Raw genomic sequence first — 17,699 nt, forward strand, 5'->3', positions numbered from 1 at the left:
CGCAAGGTGAAAAAGGAAGGGGCCGGCAGCATGCTGCCGGCCCCTTCCTGCTTTTCTTCCCGCCTGCCGACGCGGGCGCCTCCCCGTCGCCGGTCCCGTGCCGGCTCAGCCCGGCATCGGCGCGACGGCGGCAGCCGACACCCCCGGCCTGCCGGCGACCGGTGCCGGGTTGGGGATGTCGGGCACCGCGACCTCCGCCACCGGCTTGCCGGGATTGCCGGCGACCACGGTACGCCGCGGCACCGGCTTGGTGACGACCGAGGAGGCCGCCACGATGCACTCGTCGCCGACGCTGACGCCGATCACCACGGCGTGCGGACCGACCCACACCCCATCGCCCAGTTCCGGGTAATGGGTGACCCGGCCGGAGGGAAGCAGGTCGTCCTTCTGTCCGAGGGTGACGCCGTGGAACAGCGTGACGTTCGCGCCGATCCGGGCATTGGCGTTCACCACCAGTCCCCAGCCGTGCAGGATGCGCAGCCCGGGACCGACCTCGGTCTCCCACGGAAGGTCCATGGCGGCAGAATGCTGGGTCCAGCGGTGCGCCAGGCGGCAGGCCGCCAGCAGCGGGGCGCGCAGCGGGGCCGGCAGTCCCCGGGCCGCTTGGCAGCTCCGCAGGGTGAAGGTCACGCGGAACATGCGGTTTCCGGCAAGGAGCTTCAGCACAGCACCCAGGCCCGAACCGCCGCCATAGCGGATGGCGTCGGCGCCGACTGTCTGCCAATAGCCGTATCGGGACGCGTCCTGCATAGCCCTGTGGTCCTCCGGGTTGGAATTGTGGTGCGGCGCGGGGTCAGGCCGCCTGCGGCCGGCGCAGGAAACGCCCGAGCATGCGGGAGAGCATCGCGCGATCCGTCTTGCCGAAGCTCGGCCCGAACAGGGCTGCGATGGCGGCCAGCAGCGTCAGCCCGACCTTGGCGGCCGCGAAGGTCGGGTCCACCTCGAAGCCGAACAGCGCGAGGCCGGCGAGATAGGCGATGGTCGCCGGGGCCAGGATGCCCAGCACGCGCAGGACGCCCAGCGGCGGCTCCTTCGGGCTGAGGCGCCGGCACAGGGCCTCGGTGGCGCCGACCATGAACAGCTCGCGCAACAGAACACCGACCGCCCCACCCATCAGCCCGAGCGGCCCGAGCGTCGCCGCCATGATCAGCGTTCCCACCACCACGCCGCCCAGCGAGATCATCGGCAGCACGCCGACCTTCTTGGTCTTGACCAGGCCCACCTCAGCATGCATCCGCACGCCGTGCAGCACATAGGCCAGCACCAGCAACGGCATGCAGGGCAGCACCGGCGCATAGTCGTGGGACGCGATCAGCCACAGCACCTCGGGCGCGGTCAGCGCCATGCCGAGGCCGGCGGCGGTCAGCAGCACCAGGAACAGGTAGAACACGAACTCGGACTGCTCGCGGCCGGCGGTGCTGTCCTGCGCCTCGATGCGGCTGACCGACCAAATCTGCAGGAACGATGCGGTCAGGAACATGTAGAGCAGCGTCGCCAGCCGCAGCCCGAAGGACAGCACGCCCACCGCCGCCACGCCCATCAGCAGGTTCACCAGGTAGCGCATGGCGAACTGGTTGCCCATGTCCAGCATGGTCTGCGGCATGAAGGGCAGCCCCAGCGCCGCCACCCGCTTCAGGATGCCGAAGGAGAAGGAGACACCGTTGGCAGCCAGGATGGCGACGGTCAGCCCGACGCCCAGGCCGACGAAGGTGATCGCGTTCGCGAGGAAGATGCCCGTCACCCCCAGGTCCATCGCGAGCAGGAAGCTGAGGTTGAGGCCGATCAGCCCGACCGCCTTGCCGACCGAGATCAGCAGGCAGGTGCCGGAGCGCTTGTGCACCCGGTAATAGGCCAGGGCCAGTTCGAACACCGCGCTGAACGCGATGCCGGCGAAGGCGAAGGCGACGATCGGCGCTTGCTCGGACGTGCCGAACAGCATGTGGCTGGCCGCCCATCCGCCTGGAAAGGAGACGGCCAGCAGCGCCAGCGATGCGACCCACAGGCCGATCATGGTGGTGCTGACCACGCGTGACCGGCCCTTGTCGTCGGGGTGTTCGAAGTAGACGACGGTGAAGGCGTTGATCATGCCGATCATCAGCATGACCGCGACGATGTCGCCGACGACGCTGATCAGCGCATAGACGCCGAATTCCGCAGGCGACAGGACCTTCGTGTAAAGCGGCAGCAGAAGCAGTCCCGCAGCGCGGTTGACCACATTCGCCACCATGAACATCCAGCCGTGCTTGATGATGGTGCCAGCTTCGAGAGACATCCGGTTTCCTTCGCTTCCCGCCTTCCCCTGAGAGCGCGTTCCCCGGTCGGTCCGCCGGGTGGCGCGTGGGTGCAAAATGGGAAAAGTCCGGCCAAATCTCGGGGGCTGGCGGCTGACCGTCAATTCGGCCTTGCAGCGACGAAAAACACTCTTCGGTGCTAGTCACCACGGCTCCGGCACTGTGCCCTGGACGTTCCGATTAGGCGCTCCGGCAGGGCTGCAAGCTGCCTCTGACGCAAGGAAAATGGCAAGGGTGCGTTCGCGCCGCCTGCTCGTCCGGAATCGTCGCGGCTCCTCCATCGGGAATTGTCGGCACCGTCGGCGCGCCGCACGATCGGTCGACACCCCCATTCGCGCACAGGAGAAGGAACCGGAAGGGGAGGCGGCACCCCCTCTCTACCCATTTTTTGCGGCGAGGGCGGGCGCCACCGGGGGTGTGGCACACCGAAGCCGCTAGCCCGAACCGCTAACGCCACCCGTGAGCCTCTCCAAAAGCATCCTCTTTAATATTCGAAGCAACGCACCCTTCGATACCCCGGTGGTATCGCCGATGCGAAATCAACGTCCGTATGCTCTGTTGCTGGTCGGCGATCCTCATCCTAATTCGTCCTCAACGAACCTCGGGATCGGCTGACAAAGATCATGAAAGAGCGTTCTTTACATAAATGCGGCGATGAAAGCGCGTCGGCGCAGCATGGTAAAGGCGGGCCGGTTCCAAAGAGACGCTGATGATGAGCGACCATCCGCGCAGTATCCGCGCGGTGGCTGGCATTCCCTTCAAACCACGGGACCTGCGATGAGCAAACTGGACCCTGAAGTGGCCATCGACCTGACTGCAACAAAAAAGACGGCAATCCCGACGATCGCGCCGGGGCTGCTGCTGGCCCTGTCCGACGGCCTGGTTCTCGCCTTGGTGGGATGGACGCTCAACCATTTCCTCGGCACCGACGTGCTGACCGACCCGGTGGAGGCGGCCGCCTGGCAGAGATCGCTGGTCACCGGGCTGATGCTGGTGCCGCTGGTCAAGTCGGTGTTCGGCATCTATACGCTCGGCCGCTTCGACTACATGGAGCGGACGCGCCGCACCTTTCAGGCCGCCTTCCTGTGCTGCGCCGTCCTTGCCGTTCCCTTCGTCGTCATGGACGGCTTCCGCTCCTTCTTCGTCGAGGCGCTGTCGATCGCGCTGCTCGGCTTCGCCATCACCTACGTCGCCGACCTGCTGCTGATCCAGGGCCTGCTGTCGACGGCGCTCGACTGGCGGACGCCGGTGATGATCGTCGGTGCCGGCCCGCAGGGTGCGGCCATCGCCGAGAAGCTGCAGCGCCTGCCCTGGCTCGGCATGCGGCCCGTCGGCTTCGTCGATGACGACGACAGCCTCTGGCAGACCCGGGTTTCGGGCCTGCCGGTGATGGGGCCGGTGGAGCTGCTGTCCAAGTCGCCGGCGGTCGCCCGCCAGGCCAGCGCCGCCATCGTCGCCGACCTCGGGCGTCACGTCGACCGCCACATGGGTGGCGAGGGGACCGACCTGACCGGGCTGGTGCGCACCCTGCCCTACCGCCAGGTCTACTGCGTGCTCGGCGAAGGCAACGTCAGCGCCGTCGACGCGACCTATCACAACCTTCACGGCTCGCTCGCCCTGCGCGTCAGCGTCCGTCCGCCGACCGTCTACCTGCGCATCCGCCGCGCCATGGACATCGTCCTGTCCAGCATCCTGCTGGTGGCCGTGGCGCCGCTGATGCTGGGGCTGGCCATCGCGATCAAGCTCGACAGCCCGGGTCCGGTGATGTTCCGCCAGAAGCGCTGGGCCGGCGGCAAGCAGACCTTCGACCTGCTGAAGTTCCGCTCCATGCATGTCGATGCCGAGGAACAGCTACAGCATCTGCTGGAAACCGATCCGGTCGCCCGCGAAGAGTACATGACCTACCACAAGCTGACGGTCGACCCGCGCATCACCCCGCTCGGCCGTTTCCTTCGCAAGACCTCGCTCGACGAACTGCCGCAGCTCTGGAACATCCTGATGGGCGACATGAGCCTGATCGGCCCGCGCGCCTACATGCCGAAGGAACTGCCGGAAGTGGGCGAGTCCGCCGCCGTCATCGGAACGGTCCGTCCGGGCCTGACCGGCTACTGGCAGGTGTCGGGGCGTCATCGCACCACCTTCCAGGAGCGCGTCGCCATGGACGTCTTCTACGTCCGCAACTGCGGCCTGCTGTTCGACTTCTTCATCCTGTGCAAGACCGCGGTGATGGTTCTCAAGGGCGACGGGTCGTAACGCGGCGCCCACCGCAGGCCTCCTGATCCTGGCCCCCGCGCATCCCGTGCGCGGGGGCTTTTCTTTTGCCACGGCCGTCTTGGACCCGCGCGGCCGGATAGGGTGGTCCGGAAGCGGCTACCCCTTTCGGGTGCGGCCTCCTTCGGTCTAATGCCACCGCCCGCCTACGCGACGGGGGAAGCGGTACGCATCTTCAGTGCTGCACAGCCGAACACGGACGGCAGCCCAGGGACAGCCGCAAGGAAGACCGATGAAAATCCTGGATTTTCTGGAAAAGAGCATCGCCGTTGTCTGCATCATCGCCTTTGGCGGCTCCGTGCTGCCGCTGATGCTGACCGGTGGCGACCCGCAGTCGGGGGACCTTGAATCCTCCGCCGTCACCGTCCTCTACGGCGGCATCTACGTGCTGCTGCTGGTGGCCATCGCACTCAGGCCGGCGATCGCGTTCCAGATACCCTTCGCCAGTCCGGCGCTGACGATGATGCTGGCCTTCGCCTTCCTCACCGCCCTGTGGTCGCTGTTCCCGGACGTGACGCTCCGCCGGTCGATCGCCTTCCTGTTCACCACCGTCTTCGGGATCTGGCTGGGTTTGCGCTTCCGCTTCCCCGAGATCATGCGGCTGATGGTGATCGGGCTGTCCTTCCTCATGTTCGCCTCCTTCTTCATGATCTTCGCCATGCCGCAGATCGGCCTGGACAGCGCGCAGCATATCGGCGCCTGGAAGGGCGTGTTCTTCCAGAAGAACGTGACGGGCCGCATGATGGTCTGGCTGGTGCTGTGCCTGGTCTGGCTGGACTGGCAGAAGGAGGCGAGCCGCTGGATCACCCGCGGGCTGCTGGCGCTGGCGATGCTCCTCATCATCATGAGCCGGTCGGGCACCGGCCTCGTCACCTCGGTGCTGGTGTCGATGGCGCTCCTGTCCACCACCTTCATGCGCGGCAGCATCCGCAGCTTCGCGCCGACCATGGCGCTGCTGATCGCGCTGCTGGTCATCGTTGTCACCGCGGGCGCCACCTTCTGGTACGACGTGCTCTACGCGCTTGGCCGCGACCCCACCCTGACCGGCCGCACCGTGCTGTGGGAGCATATCGTGCGCTCCGTGTGGGACCGCCCGCTGCTCGGCTACGGCTATGCCGCCTACTGGTTCGGCATCAACGGCCCGGCCGCCAGCTTCACCAGGGACTGGGGCATCACCTCGGCCCACAGCGGCTGGCTGGAGCTGACGCTCGACCTCGGCCTCGTCGGCGTGGTGCTGGTGGTGGCCCTGCTGTCCCGCCTGCTGTTCCAGGGCTTCTTCGCCGCGCGCTACGGCAGCAGCCGCGCCGAGGCCGCCTGGTCCTTCGCCGTCGGCTGCGCCCTGCTGGCGGTGTCGGTATCGGAAAGCGTGTTCGCCGAGCGCCATTCGCTGAACTGGGTGATCGCCACCGTCGCGGTCGTCCGCCTGGTCCAGCAGAGCCGCTGGCAGCGCATGCTCCACGATCGTGCCGAGGAGCAGGCCCGCCTGCACCGCCAGGGCCGGCCCGCGCCGTCGGCGGCCTTCGCCGCCTCAATCGTCGATCAGGGCAGGCCGCTCTACGGCCGCTCCCTCTGATCGCCCCCCAATTCCTCTGCGCCCAATTTCGCTTGAAGGCAGACCCATGAGCCCGATGAAAGAGCCGGCCGGCCACAACGATCCGGCCTCCAACGAACGGGTGACTGTCGTCATCCCCACCCGCAACCGGCCCGATCTGGTAACCCGGGCGGTACGCAGCGCGCTCGATCAGACCTATGCCGACATCGAGGTCATCGTCGTGATCGACGGCCCCGACCCGGCGACCGTCGAGCACCTCGGCAAGCTGGACGACGCGCGGTTGAAGGTCATGGCGCTGGAGACGAACCACGGTGCCGCGGAGGCGCGCAACATCGGGGTGCGCAGCGCCAGCGGCGACTGGATCGCATTCCTCGACGACGACGACCACTGGATGCCGGAGAAGGTGGCCCTGCAGATGGCCGGCCGTCCGACGGGCATCCGCTTCCCGATCATGAGCTGCCGCTGCCAGGTGGTGACCGCGCGCGGCACCTTCGCATGGCCCCGGCGGTTGGCCGGGCCGCAGGACGCCATCGGCGACTACCTGTTCATCCGGCGCGGGCTGTTCAAGGGCGAAACCTTCGCCCCCACGACCACCCTCCTGACGCCCAAGGCGCTGCTGTTGCGAAACCCCATTCCCGAATCCCGGTTCGACGACTGGGAATGGCTGATCACCTGCGGCCGGATCGACGGCGTGGCGCTGGTCCACATCCCGGATGTCATGGCCGTCCACTACACCGAGAACAACCGGGTCACCCTTTCGACCTGCCACAACATCAACCACGCGCTGGAGTGGGCGGAGGCGATGCGCGACCACCTGTCGCCGCGCGCCTACGCGAGCCTGCTGCTGCAGGCCACCGGCGGCGAACAGGCGGCCCGCACCGCCGGCACCCGCTGGCGCATCCTCAATTCCGCCCTGCGTGACGGGCAGCCGACGCCGATGGCGCTGGCCACCTTCACCATGCATTCGCTGATGCCGGTCGGCCTGCGCCGCCGCTTGCGGCAAGCTCTGTTTTCCGCATCCGACGCTGCCTGAGCCGAAAGGATTTCGACGCCTATGGACAGCACCAACGACAGCCGGTTCCAATCCCGTCAAGGGGGAGCCTCCCGCCGGCGCGTCATCGTCTTCGCGACGCCCGGCGCGCTGGACGGCGGCGGCGGGATCGGCCGCATGACGGGCTATGTGGTCGACCAGTTCGACAAGTCCGGCGCACCGGACTCGATCATCCTCGACACCCGGGGCACAGGCAGCGTGCTGCTTTCGCCCTTCTACCTTGGCCGGACCCTCGCCCGGCTGGGGGTCCTGCTGGCCCGACGGCGGGTGTCCGTGGTCCACATCAACGTCTCGGAACGGGCGAGCTTCCTGCGCAAGGCCGCGGTGCAGGCCGTTGCCGGGCTGATGTCCTGCCCGACGGTGGTGCACCTGCATGGCGCCTCCTTCGTCGACTATTTCGAAGGTGGCCGCTTCGCTCGCGGCATCAGCCGCTGGCTGTTCGACCGTTGCGGCCGCGTGGTGGTTCTGGGCGACAACTGGCGCGACTATCTGGTCCAGTCGGTCCGCACCGACCCCCACAAGATCCGGGTGCTGTACAATGCGGTGCCGGACGTCGGGACGGATCTCGGGCCGCGCAGGCCGCCGGAGCCCGGCGCCAGCCTTGCCCTCCTCGTGCTCGCCAACCTTTCCGAACGCAAGGGCATCGGCACGCTGCTGCATGCCTGCGCCGACCTGAAGCGGCGTGGCCAACCCTTCCATGTCACCATCGGCGGCGGCGGCGACGTCGACGGCTATCGCCGGATGGCGGCGGAACTGGGGGTGGCCGAAGAGTGCCGCTTCCTTGGTTGGATCGGGCGGGAGGAGGCGCATGCCCACATCCGGTCCCACGACATGCTGTTGCTGCCCTCCACCCATGAAGGGCTGCCGATGGTGATCCTGGAGGCGCTGTCGGCGCAACTGCCGGTCGTCACCACCGCCGTGGGCTCGATCCCGGAGGTGCTGACCGACGGCGAGACCGCGCGGATCATTCCGGTGAACGACGCCGCCGCCCTCGCGGATGCCGTCGTGCAGCTCGGCAGCGATCCGGAGCTTTACGGCCGCCTTGCCGGGAACGGCCGCCGCCTGTTCCTGAAGCAGTTCGGCATCGACGCCTACGCCAAGTCGCTGCTGGCGATCTACCGGGAGCTTGAAAGGCCGGGCGGTGAACTGGGCGGGCAGCTCGCGGAATCGGCGGCCAGCGCGGCCTCGAAGCGGCGATGAGGAGCTCGATGATCGCCCCCGAAACTCATCGAAATCCCCATGACCGCAAGGGAGATTTGCATGCTCAGGTTGGGTAACCATCCCGACAAGCCAACCCGTTCGGTCGCTCCGCAGCGTATGGCTGCGCCATGGCGTACAGTTGCAAGCGCCCGCCGCCCTGCTCGCGCAAGGCACGGGTTCCGGCCGGCGGTCCGCCGGCTGCTGCAGGACATGCATTCCGCGAAGGCTGGGCGTTCGGAGGCCGGCGCGGCGTGACCAACCGATAACAACAAGCCTGTCGCCGCAGCCGTCGAAGAACGGACGCCATCGGAAAGGACCCGGGGCGAAGCACAGAAGCGGCGGGTTAAAAGGATCAGGAGCGGACATGATCTACATCGTCTCCCCGGGCGGCACCCAGGAGAAAGGCGGCATGGGACGCGTCGTCGACAACTTCACCACGGACTTCAGGCAGAATTGCCCGGATGTCCGGTTCGAGGTTGTGGACAGCTACGGTCCCGGCAAGTTTCACCTGATGCCCCTCTACTTCATGCGGGCCGTTGCCCGTCTTGCCGGCTGCTTCGTCGCCGGCAAGGCCGACCTCGTCCATATCCACATGGCGGAATATGGCAGCGTCGTGCGCAAGGGCATCCTGATCGCCATGGCCCGTGCCTTCGGCGTGCCGGTGGTCCTGCACCTGCACGGTGGACGTTTCCCGAAGCACTTCAAGGACGCCGGCCCGATCAGCCGGTGGGCGATCCGCCGCATGATGGCGATGACCGCGGAGATCGTGGTGCTCGGCGAATTCTGGCGCGACTGGGTCGCCGAAGCCTTCGGGCCGGAGGCGCGCCGCCGCACCACCCTGCTCCACAACGCGGTGCCCGGCCCGGCTTCGCCGCCGGCCCGCGACGATGCGGACAAGGATTTCGCCGGACCGGTCCGCCTGCTGTTCCTCGGCCGCCTGATCAAGCTCAAGGGCATCGACGTCCTGCTGAACGCCCTGGCCTCCCCGGCCTGCCGCGACCGCAACTGGGAAGTGACCATCGCCGGCGACGGCGATCTGGAGACCTACCGCGGCTTGGCGGCCGAACTCGGCATCGCCGACCGGGTCCGCTTCACCGGCTGGCTCGACCAGGCCGGATGCCGGCGCGAACTGGCCGCGGCCCATGTGCTGGTCCAGCCCTCCATGTTCGAGGGGCTGCCGATGTCGGTGCTGGAGGCGATGGCCGAAGGCTTGACCATCGTCGCCACCCCGGTCGGCAGCGTCCCGGACGCCATCGCCGATGGGGAGACCGGCCTGCTGGTGCCGCCGGGCGACGTCGCCGCCCTGTCCGACGCGCTGGTGCGGGTCATCGACGACCGCACTCTGCGCCGCAACCTGGGGGCCGGCGCCCGCGCCCGATGGGAACGCCAGTTCGACGTCGCCGTCTTCCGCGAGCGACTGCTCGACATCTACCGCCGGCATGCCCGCGGCAGCCTGAGTGCCGTCCCCGCCGGCGCGGTCGGCCCCGCCGCCGTCCCGGCCGCCGGACCGACCGGCAACGCCGAGCGCAGGACCGGATGAAAGCCAGAGGATGAGCCCCGTGGCCTGGGCCCGGGAACCGGAAGCACGGGCATCGACAAGAGGAGGGATGCAGAATGAAGGAGGCCATCGCCGGCCTGGTACGCTGGACGGGGTTCGCCGCGATGCAGCGGTACCTCAAGGCGCGTCGCGGCGTCACCATCGTGGTCTACCACGATCCCAGCCCCGAAACCCTGCGCGAGCATCTGCGCTGGTACGCCAAGCACTACAGCTTCGTCACGCTCGATGCCGTAGCGGAGGCGCTGGAGAGCGGACGCTGGGACAGCCTTCCGCCCTACCCTCTGGTGGTCACCTTCGACGACGGGCACCGGAACAACACGGCGCTCGCCCCGCTGTTCCGCGAGTTCGACCTGCGCCCGACGATCTATCTCTGCAGCCAGGTGGTCGGCACCGACCGCCCCTACTGGTGGAAGACCGAGGCGGCCGACCGCATCGGGGTGGAAAGCCTGAAGCGCGTCTCCGACCCCGAACGCCGCCGCCTGCTGGCGGAGGCCGGGAACGATCCCGATCGCGACGGCGCCGACCGGCAGGCCATGACCTGGGACGAGGTCGCGCGGATGGCCGACGTTGCTGATTATGGTGCCCACACCCGCACCCATCCGATCCTCCTGCAATGTGACGATCATCGCTGCACCGAAGAGATCGCCCTGTGCCGGACGGAGCTGGAGGAGGCGCTGGGCCGGAGTTGCGGCCACTTCGCCTTCCCCAACGGCGACTTCGGGGAGCGCGAGGTCGAGGAGATCCGCCGTGCCGGCTATCGCACCGCCCGCACCATCGACCCCGGCTGGAACGGCCCCGGCAGCGATCCGCTGCTGCTGAAGGCTTTCCCGGTTTCCGACGACGTGAGCGTCGAGTGGCTCAGCGTGCAGCTCACCGGCATCCCGGCCTGGCTGCGCAAGCGCAAGGCCCAGCCGGCCGAACAGGGTGCGGGTCATGGACCGGCCCAATGGACTGGCGCGATGGCCAAGCCGAAATCGGCGGGCGTATGACCGCGCGCCGCTGCGGGCATGCCAAAGGGCAGGACATGGATGTCAAGCCCTATTACCGATGAACAGAGTGGCTAACCACAGACTTCAAGCGCTTGCTATCCTTTGATCCCTCGCAAAGCAGCGCAAGTATCACAATAAAATTGCAGTATCACGCGGCTGCAAAAAAACAGAGGCCGGAAGAGCCAAGGGGACAGGGAGGGCCCCAGCCCAACCATCCCGAAGAGCCACCCGGAACCCCCGTTTCCGAACGAACCCACGAGGAGTTTTCAGAGACATGCGGACCGCCACCCTGACCGACACGACCCTGACCGCTCCCGCCCTGCCGGAAATCCGCGCGTTCATCGTGGAGAACTTCCTGCTCGGCAAGGACTCCGGCTTCGACAACAGTGAATCCCTCCTGGAGTCCGGGATCATCGACAGCACCGGCATCATGCATGTCGTCGCTTACCTGGAAGAGCGCTTCGGCATCGCCGTCGACGATGACGACATGGTTGCCGACAACCTTGAATCGGTGGAACGCATCGCCGGCTTCGTCACGCGCAAGCAGGAGCTTCGCAACGCCGCCTGAACGGGCGGCGGAAGGCGGACGGTCCCCCGGACACCCGATGCGGGCTCCGAGACGGGCGCCAGCAAGAAGGGAAGCTTAGATGGCTCACCTGGTTCACCAGCTCCTCACTGAAACCGCCCAGCGCGATCCATCGCGGACCGCGCTGATCGCGGGGGAGGCTCGGCGCAGCTTCCTCGAACTGGACCGCGAGAGCGACGCCATCGCCTGCGCGCTCCAGTCCGCGGGGATCGGCCGTGGCGACCGCGTCGCGGTGATGCTGGAGAACTCGATCGAATACGTCGCCGGCCTGTTCGCCACCCTGAAGGCCGGCGGCGTCTTCGTCCCCGTCACTCCCTCCACCAAGGCCGACAAGCTGTCCTACCTGCTGGCCGACGCCGGTGCCCGGATGCTGATCGCGCCTGCCGCGCTGGCCCGCCAGGTCCTGCCGGCCCTGGCGGAGTTGGTGGCGCCGCCCGCGGTCCTTTGGGTCGGCTCAGATCTGCCCGCCGGCGCCACCGGCCGGCTCTATGCCGAGGCGCTGGGTGAACCCCATCGCGTCCCGGCCGATCCCGGCCTGATCGATCAGGATCTGGCGGTGATCATGTACACCTCCGGCACCACGGGCCGGCCGAAGGGGGTGATGCTCACTCACGCCAACCACGTGAACACCAGTTGGGCGATCTCCAGCTATCTCGGCAACACGCCGGACGACGTGGTGATGTGCGTGCTGCCGCTCACCTTCGGGTACGGCCTGTCCCAGGTCACGACCGCCGCGCGGGTCGGCTTCACCCTGGTGCTTGAGAGGTCCTTCGCCTTCCCCCAGGAGACGCTGAAGCGCCTGGTCCGGCATCGCGTGACCGGACTGCCCGGCGTGCCGACCGTTTTTTCGACCCTGCTGGGGCTGGAGGCGGCGAAGACCGCCGACCTCTCCTGCCTGCGCTACCTCACCAACGCCGCGGCGCCGCTGCCCGCCGCCCATCTGGAGCAGTTGTGCCGGCGTTTCCCGCAGGCGTCCTTCCACTCGATGTACGGCATGACGGAGTGCTGCACGCGCATCAGCACGCTCGCCCCGGCCGATCTCGGGACGAAGCCAGCGTCGGTCGGCCGTGCCATCCCCAACTGCGAGGCGTTCGTCGCCGACGAGGACGGCAGGCGCCTTCCTCCCGGCCAGGTCGGCGAGTTGGTGGTGCGCGGCGCGAACGTGATGCGCGGCTACTGGAACCGCCCCGAGGAAACCGCCCGCCGGCTTCGCCGCGGGCCGCAGGGAGAGACGCTGCTCTTCACCGGCGACCTCTTCACCCAGGACGCCGACGGACACCTCTACTTCGTCAGCCGCAAGGACGACATCTTCAAGTGCCGCGGTGAAAAGGTCAGCCCCAAGGAGGTCGAGAACGCGCTGTACGAACTGGACGAGGTCGCCGAAGCCTGCGTCGTCGGCGTTCCCGACGAGGCGGACGGCCTTGCGGTCAAGGCCTTCCTCGTCCCTCGCGACGGTGCGGCGCTGTCCGAACCCGCCATCCGGCAGCACTGCCGCGGCCGCCTCGAAAGCCATCTGGTTCCGAAGTTCATCGAGATCCGCGACAGCCTGCCGAAGACCGACTCCGGCAAGATCCGGCGCCTCGACCTGATGGAGGCCGCCGCCCCTCTCCCCGTCCCGCAGCCGCTGGCTGCGGGAGAAGGCTAGGACGGGAGCCGCAGGCTTCCCCCTTCAAGAACCCACCCCAGGACAGAGAGCACGCTGATGTGTGGTGTCGCCGGAGTTCTCGCAGGATCGAATGCCCAACCGGCCGATCTGGACGAGTTGAAGCGCATGATCGCCATGCTGGGCCACCGCGGGCCGGACGGCTACGGCTTCTACCGTGACGAGCGGATCGGGCTCGCCCATGCGAGGCTCAGCATCGTCGGTCTGGCCGGCGGCTTCCAGCCGATCCACAATGAGGAGCGCACGCTCTGGATCAGCTTCAACGGCGAGATCTTCAACCACGTCGAGCTGCGCCGCGACCTTGAGGCGCGCGGCCACCGCTTCTACACCCAGACCGACACCGAAGTGATCGTCCACGCCTTCGAGGAGTACGGTCCGGCCTGCTGGAGCAAGCTGAACGGCCAGTTCGCCATTGCGCTGTGGGACAACCGCCGGCGCGAGCTGTGGCTGGTGCGCGACCGCCTCGGCATCCTGCCGCTGTTCTACGCCCGCCGCGGCGACCATCTGGTCTTCGCATCCGAGGCCAAGGCGCTGTTCGGCGGCGGCCGGGTGCAACCGGAGTTCGATCCCGCCCGCCTCGCCCAGGTCTTCAGCCACTGGAGCGCCGCCCCCCACGGCAGCGTCTTCGCGCGGGTCGACAGCGTGCCGGCCGGCACCGCGATCCGCGTCGACTCGACGCTGGCGCTCCATGTCGACCGCTACTGGCAGCCTGACTTCACCGCCGATCCGGCACTGGCCCGCCTGTCGCTGGACGAGGCTGCCGACCGGCTGGAGGAGAAACTGACCGACGCCATCCGCCTGCGGCTGCGTGCCGACGTGCCGGTCGGCGTCTACATCAGCGGCGGGCTCGACAGCTCGGTGATCGCGGCGCTGGCGCGCAAGCTCGACACCACCCACATGCACAGCTTCGGCGTCCGCTTCACCGACGCCGGCTTCGACGAGACGCCGCAGCAGCGCCTCGTGGCCGGCCATTTGGGGACGGAGCACCACGACATCCTCTGCGGGCCGGCGGACATCCAGGCGGCCCTGCCCGACGTCGTCCGCCATGGCGAGGCGCCGCTGGTGCGCACCGCCCCGGCGCCGCTGTTCCTGCTGTCCCGGCTGGTGCGCGAGCGCGGCATCCGCGTCGTGCTGTCCGGTGAGGGCGCCGACGAATGGCTGGCCGGCTACGACATCTTCAAGGAGGACAAGGTCCGCCGCTTCTGGGCTCGCCAGCCCGGCAGCAAGGCCCGCCCGAAACTGCTCGGTCGCATCCATCCCTTCGCCGCCGTCAACGGCCAGAAGGACAGCCCGCTGTGGCAGGCCTTCTTCAAGCGCGGGATGATGGAGACGGACGACCCCTTCTATGCCCACCGCACCCGCTGGCGGAACACCGCCTGGTCGCAGCGGCTGCTGTCGGCCGACGTCCAGGCCGCTGCCGACGATGCCGCCTTCGAGGCGCGGGTGGCGGACGTCCTGCCCGCCGGCTGGCGCGGCTGGTCGCCGCTGGCCCGCAGCCAGTGGGCCGAGATCTCCTCCTTCATGACGCCCTACCTGCTGTCCGCCCAGGGCGACCGCGTCGCCATGGCCAACAGCATCGAGGTGCGCTATCCCTTCCTCGATCCGGCGGTGGACGATCTCTGCGCCGCCCTGCCAGACCGGGTGAAGATGCTGGGGTTGCGCGACAAGCTGGCCCTGCGCCGGCTGGCCGCCCGTCATCTCCCGGCCGAGATCGGGCAGCGTCCGAAGCGCCCCTACCGCGCGCCGATGACCAGCGCCCTGTTCGGCGCCGGCGCTCCCGATTATGTCCATGACCTTCTCTCGCCGGAGGCACTGGCCCGCTACGGCGTTGCCGATGCCGCCGCGGTCACCGCACTCGCCGACAAGGCGCACCGCCAGGACGGCCGGATGTCCGGCGAGCGTGAGGAAATGGCCCTGGTCGGCATGCTGACGCTGCAGATGCTGGCGCGCTACGTCCATGACGAGCTGCCCCAGACGCTCCGCCGGCAATGCGAAGCCCTGGAGCGCGCCGACATCCATGTGCTCGAGGATCACGCGGCGGACGGAGGGATGGCAACCGTAACCACCACTCTTCAGCCCAGCGCGGCCTGACCGCCGTCCTGCCGCCCCGTCAAGTCTGTAAGACCCAACCACGACGATGCAACAAACCCATCGGGAACCGACATCATGCTGAACGCCCTCACTTCGTTCGATTCCAAGGCTCTCGATCTGGACTGCGCGGCTGCCGCACACGAGATCGAAGAGGCCATCCGTCGCATCGTCGCCCATGACCTGCGCCGCCAGGGCGTCGTCCTCGGTGTCTCCGGCGGCATCGACAGCTCGGTCTGCGCCACGCTGGCCGTGCGTGCCCTCGGCCCCGATCGCGTGCAGTGCATCCTGATGCCGGAGAAGGAGAACTCGCCGAAGAGCACCCGGCTCGGCACCCTGCTCTGCGACCATCTCGGCGTGACGCCGGCGATGGAGAACATCACCGGACCGCTGGAAGCGCTCGGCTGCTACGACCGGCGCGACAACGCGATCCGCCGCCTCTTCCCGGAATTCGGTCCGGGCTGGAAGCAGAAGATCGGCTTGGCCGGCAACCTGCTCGACGCCGACCGCGTCAACTACTTCACCCTGACCGTCGAATCGCCGGAGGGCGAGCGCCAGACCAGCCGCATGCCGGTCGACGTCTATCTCGATGTCGTGGCCGCCACCAACCTGAAGCAGCGCATCCGCAAGACCGTCGAATATACCCACGCCGACCGCCTGAACTACGCCGTGCTCGGCACGCCGAACCGGCTGGAGTATGAGCTCGGCTTCTTCGTGCGCGGCGGCGACGGGCTGGCCGACCTCAAGCCGATCGCCCATCTCTACAAGTCGCAGGTCTACCAGATGGCGGCCTATCTCGGCCTGCCGGCGGAGATCCGGGCGCAGCAGCCCAGCACCGACACCTACACCCTGCCGCAGTCGCAGGAGGAGTTCTACTACGCCCTGCCCTACGACAAGCTCGATCTGGCGCTGTGCGCCTACGGTCGCGGCGCGTCGGAGGAGGAGGCCGCCGCGGCGCTGAACCTGACCGTCCAGCAGATCCACCGCGTCTACAAGGACATCACCGCCAAGCGCCGCACCTCCGCCCGCATCCTGCGCGATGCCGCCCTGGTGCAGCCGGTGTCGGTCGAGGATGCGGCATGAGCGTGATCGACTGGAAACAGCGTGGCGTCGCCCGGTATGAACCGGGCGACCGCGCCGCCCTGGAGACGTTCCAGCGCGCGCAGTTCGGCGCCGACGCACTCCAGTTGGCGCCCGACCATTTCCACTGGCTGTTCGAGGAGCCGCCGGAACGCGAACACGAAGGGCCGCAGCTCTGGCTGTGCAAGCGTAACGGTGCGGTCGTCGGCCAGCAGGGCGGCATTCCGTTCGCCCTGAAGGTCGGGGAACGCACCCGCCGCGGGTCCTGGGCGATCGACCTGATGGTCGCGCCGGAGTGGCGCCTGCGCGGCGTCGGTCCGGCGCTGTCGGAGACGCATGCCGGCGCGACCGACCTCGCGGTGTCACTGTCGATGACCGAGGCCGCCTACAAGTCCTACAAGCGGGCGGGCTGGCTCGACCTCGGCAACATCCCGACCTACCTGCGGGTCATCGATCCCCAGCGCTGCCTGCGCGTCAGTCCCTACGGCGGCGGGCTGGCGCGGCTGGTGGCGACGGTCGGCAAGCCGGCACTGGCCTCGGTCTCGCTGGGCTACGGGCTGTCGGCGCGGATGCTCGGCGCCAAGCTGGTGGAGATCGGCAGCTTCGATTACCGGGTCGACGATCTCTGGGAGTCGGCGTCGCTCCAGCACCCGGTGATCGCCCGGCGCGACTGGGCTTTCCTGAACTGGCGCTTCGACAGCACGCCAACGGGCGGACGTCACCGCCGCTTCTACGTCATGCGCGGCGAGACCGTGCTCGCCTACGTCGTGCTGCGCGTCGACCAGTGGAAGGGCGAGCCGGTGGGCGTCGTCTGCGACTATCTCGCCCGGCCCGGCTGGCTGATGTCGACCTTCTCGCTGATGACCGAGCTGGCCCGCCGCGAGGGCATGGTCGCCCTGATGTGCCGGACGCTCAACGCCCATGCCGCGCGGCCGCTGTCGATGATGGGTTTCCTGTGCCTGAAGAACGGTCTGCGCACGCCGACCCGGATGATGGTGCGGCCGGCCCTCGACCAGCCGGAACTCGCCGGTTCAACGGGTGATCCGAAGAACTGGTTCGTCACCGCCGCCGACAGCGACATGGGCTTCCGAAGCATCGGCGAGTAGCGCCGGCCGCGGAAGCCGTCACGACGGCGAAGCTGGCAAACGGAAAAGGCCGCCTTCCCTATGGGAGGCGGCCTTTTCCGTGATGCGATAAAGTCGAATGTCTTTGACGGGATGCGTCTTCAAGCACGTCCATGAAGCGGCTTGCCGCTGTGCATGGCGCCCGGATGGAGATCAAGCCGATCGAGCGATTAGTAAGGCTTAGCTTCAGGCGTTGCCGCCGGTCCACATGCCTCCTATCGACGTGATGGTCTGTCACGGCTCTCA

The 17,699-nt window shown here is 68.1% G+C and carries 13 protein-coding genes and 1 rRNA gene; 11 read left to right on the forward strand and 3 right to left on the reverse strand.

What is annotated here, in order from left to right; genetic code table 11:
- Positions 1-105: 105 nt before the first annotated feature.
- Positions 106-750, reverse strand: coding sequence for a serine acetyltransferase (locus J2850_RS08880; protein ID WP_209980687.1), 645 nt, complete (start codon positions 748-750; stop codon positions 106-108).
- A gap of 43 nt (positions 751-793) precedes the next feature.
- The gene (locus tag J2850_RS08885; RefSeq protein WP_209980689.1) at positions 794-2,272 is read right to left on the reverse strand and encodes a lipopolysaccharide biosynthesis protein; all 1,479 of its coding nucleotides are present in this window, start codon (positions 2,270-2,272) and stop codon (positions 794-796) included.
- Between the two features lie 796 nt (positions 2,273-3,068).
- On the opposite strand from J2850_RS08885, the gene J2850_RS08890 reads away from it, so the two are divergent.
- From J2850_RS08890 to J2850_RS08940, 11 genes are all read left to right on the forward strand, one after another.
- Entirely contained in the window at positions 3,069-4,544 is a 1,476-nt protein-coding gene (locus J2850_RS08890; RefSeq protein WP_209980691.1) for an exopolysaccharide biosynthesis polyprenyl glycosylphosphotransferase, read from the forward strand.
- Positions 4,545-4,794: 250 nt separating this feature from the next.
- Complete coding sequence (locus J2850_RS08895; protein ID WP_209980693.1) at positions 4,795-6,135, forward strand: O-antigen ligase family protein; 1,341 nt, start codon at positions 4,795-4,797, stop codon at positions 6,133-6,135.
- Between the two features lie 46 nt (positions 6,136-6,181).
- Positions 6,182-7,147: a glycosyltransferase family 2 protein gene (locus J2850_RS08900; protein WP_209980695.1), complete on the forward strand. Its 966-nt coding sequence runs from the start codon at positions 6,182-6,184 to the stop codon at positions 7,145-7,147.
- A 21-nt stretch (positions 7,148-7,168) separates the two neighbouring features.
- Positions 7,169-8,365: a glycosyltransferase family 4 protein gene (locus J2850_RS08905; protein ID WP_209980697.1), complete on the forward strand. Its 1,197-nt coding sequence runs from the start codon at positions 7,169-7,171 to the stop codon at positions 8,363-8,365.
- A gap of 364 nt (positions 8,366-8,729) precedes the next feature.
- The gene (locus J2850_RS08910) at positions 8,730-9,905 is read left to right on the forward strand and encodes a glycosyltransferase family 4 protein (protein WP_209980699.1); all 1,176 of its coding nucleotides are present in this window, start codon (positions 8,730-8,732) and stop codon (positions 9,903-9,905) included.
- A gap of 74 nt (positions 9,906-9,979) precedes the next feature.
- Entirely contained in the window at positions 9,980-10,912 is a 933-nt protein-coding gene (locus J2850_RS08915; RefSeq protein WP_209980701.1) for a polysaccharide deacetylase family protein, read from the forward strand.
- 274 nt (positions 10,913-11,186) lie between these two features.
- A complete protein-coding gene (locus J2850_RS08920) occupies positions 11,187-11,480 on the forward strand; it encodes a phosphopantetheine-binding protein (RefSeq protein ID WP_209980703.1) in 294 nt (97 codons plus the stop codon).
- Between the two features lie 79 nt (positions 11,481-11,559).
- The gene (locus tag J2850_RS08925) at positions 11,560-13,143 is read left to right on the forward strand and encodes a class I adenylate-forming enzyme family protein (RefSeq protein ID WP_209980704.1); all 1,584 of its coding nucleotides are present in this window, start codon (positions 11,560-11,562) and stop codon (positions 13,141-13,143) included.
- A gap of 57 nt (positions 13,144-13,200) precedes the next feature.
- Complete coding sequence (gene asnB, locus J2850_RS08930) at positions 13,201-15,252, forward strand: asparagine synthase (glutamine-hydrolyzing) (protein WP_209980706.1); 2,052 nt, start codon at positions 13,201-13,203, stop codon at positions 15,250-15,252.
- 75 nt (positions 15,253-15,327) lie between these two features.
- Positions 15,328-16,332: an NAD(+) synthase gene (gene nadE, locus J2850_RS08935; RefSeq protein WP_209980708.1), complete on the forward strand. Its 1,005-nt coding sequence runs from the start codon at positions 15,328-15,330 to the stop codon at positions 16,330-16,332.
- Positions 16,329-17,435 (forward strand): GNAT family N-acetyltransferase, encoded by a 1,107-nt coding sequence (locus tag J2850_RS08940; protein ID WP_209980710.1) that lies wholly within the window; start codon positions 16,329-16,331, stop codon positions 17,433-17,435. Before nadE ends, J2850_RS08940 begins: the two co-directional genes overlap by 4 nt.
- A gap of 167 nt (positions 17,436-17,602) precedes the next feature.
- Here J2850_RS08940 and J2850_RS08945 read toward each other — a convergent pair.
- Positions 17,603-17,699, reverse strand: a 23S ribosomal RNA gene (locus J2850_RS08945); the annotation flags it as partial.

The sequence above is a fragment of the Azospirillum picis genome (genome assembly GCF_017876115.1).
GTDB lineage: Bacteria > Pseudomonadota > Alphaproteobacteria > Azospirillales > Azospirillaceae > Azospirillum > Azospirillum picis.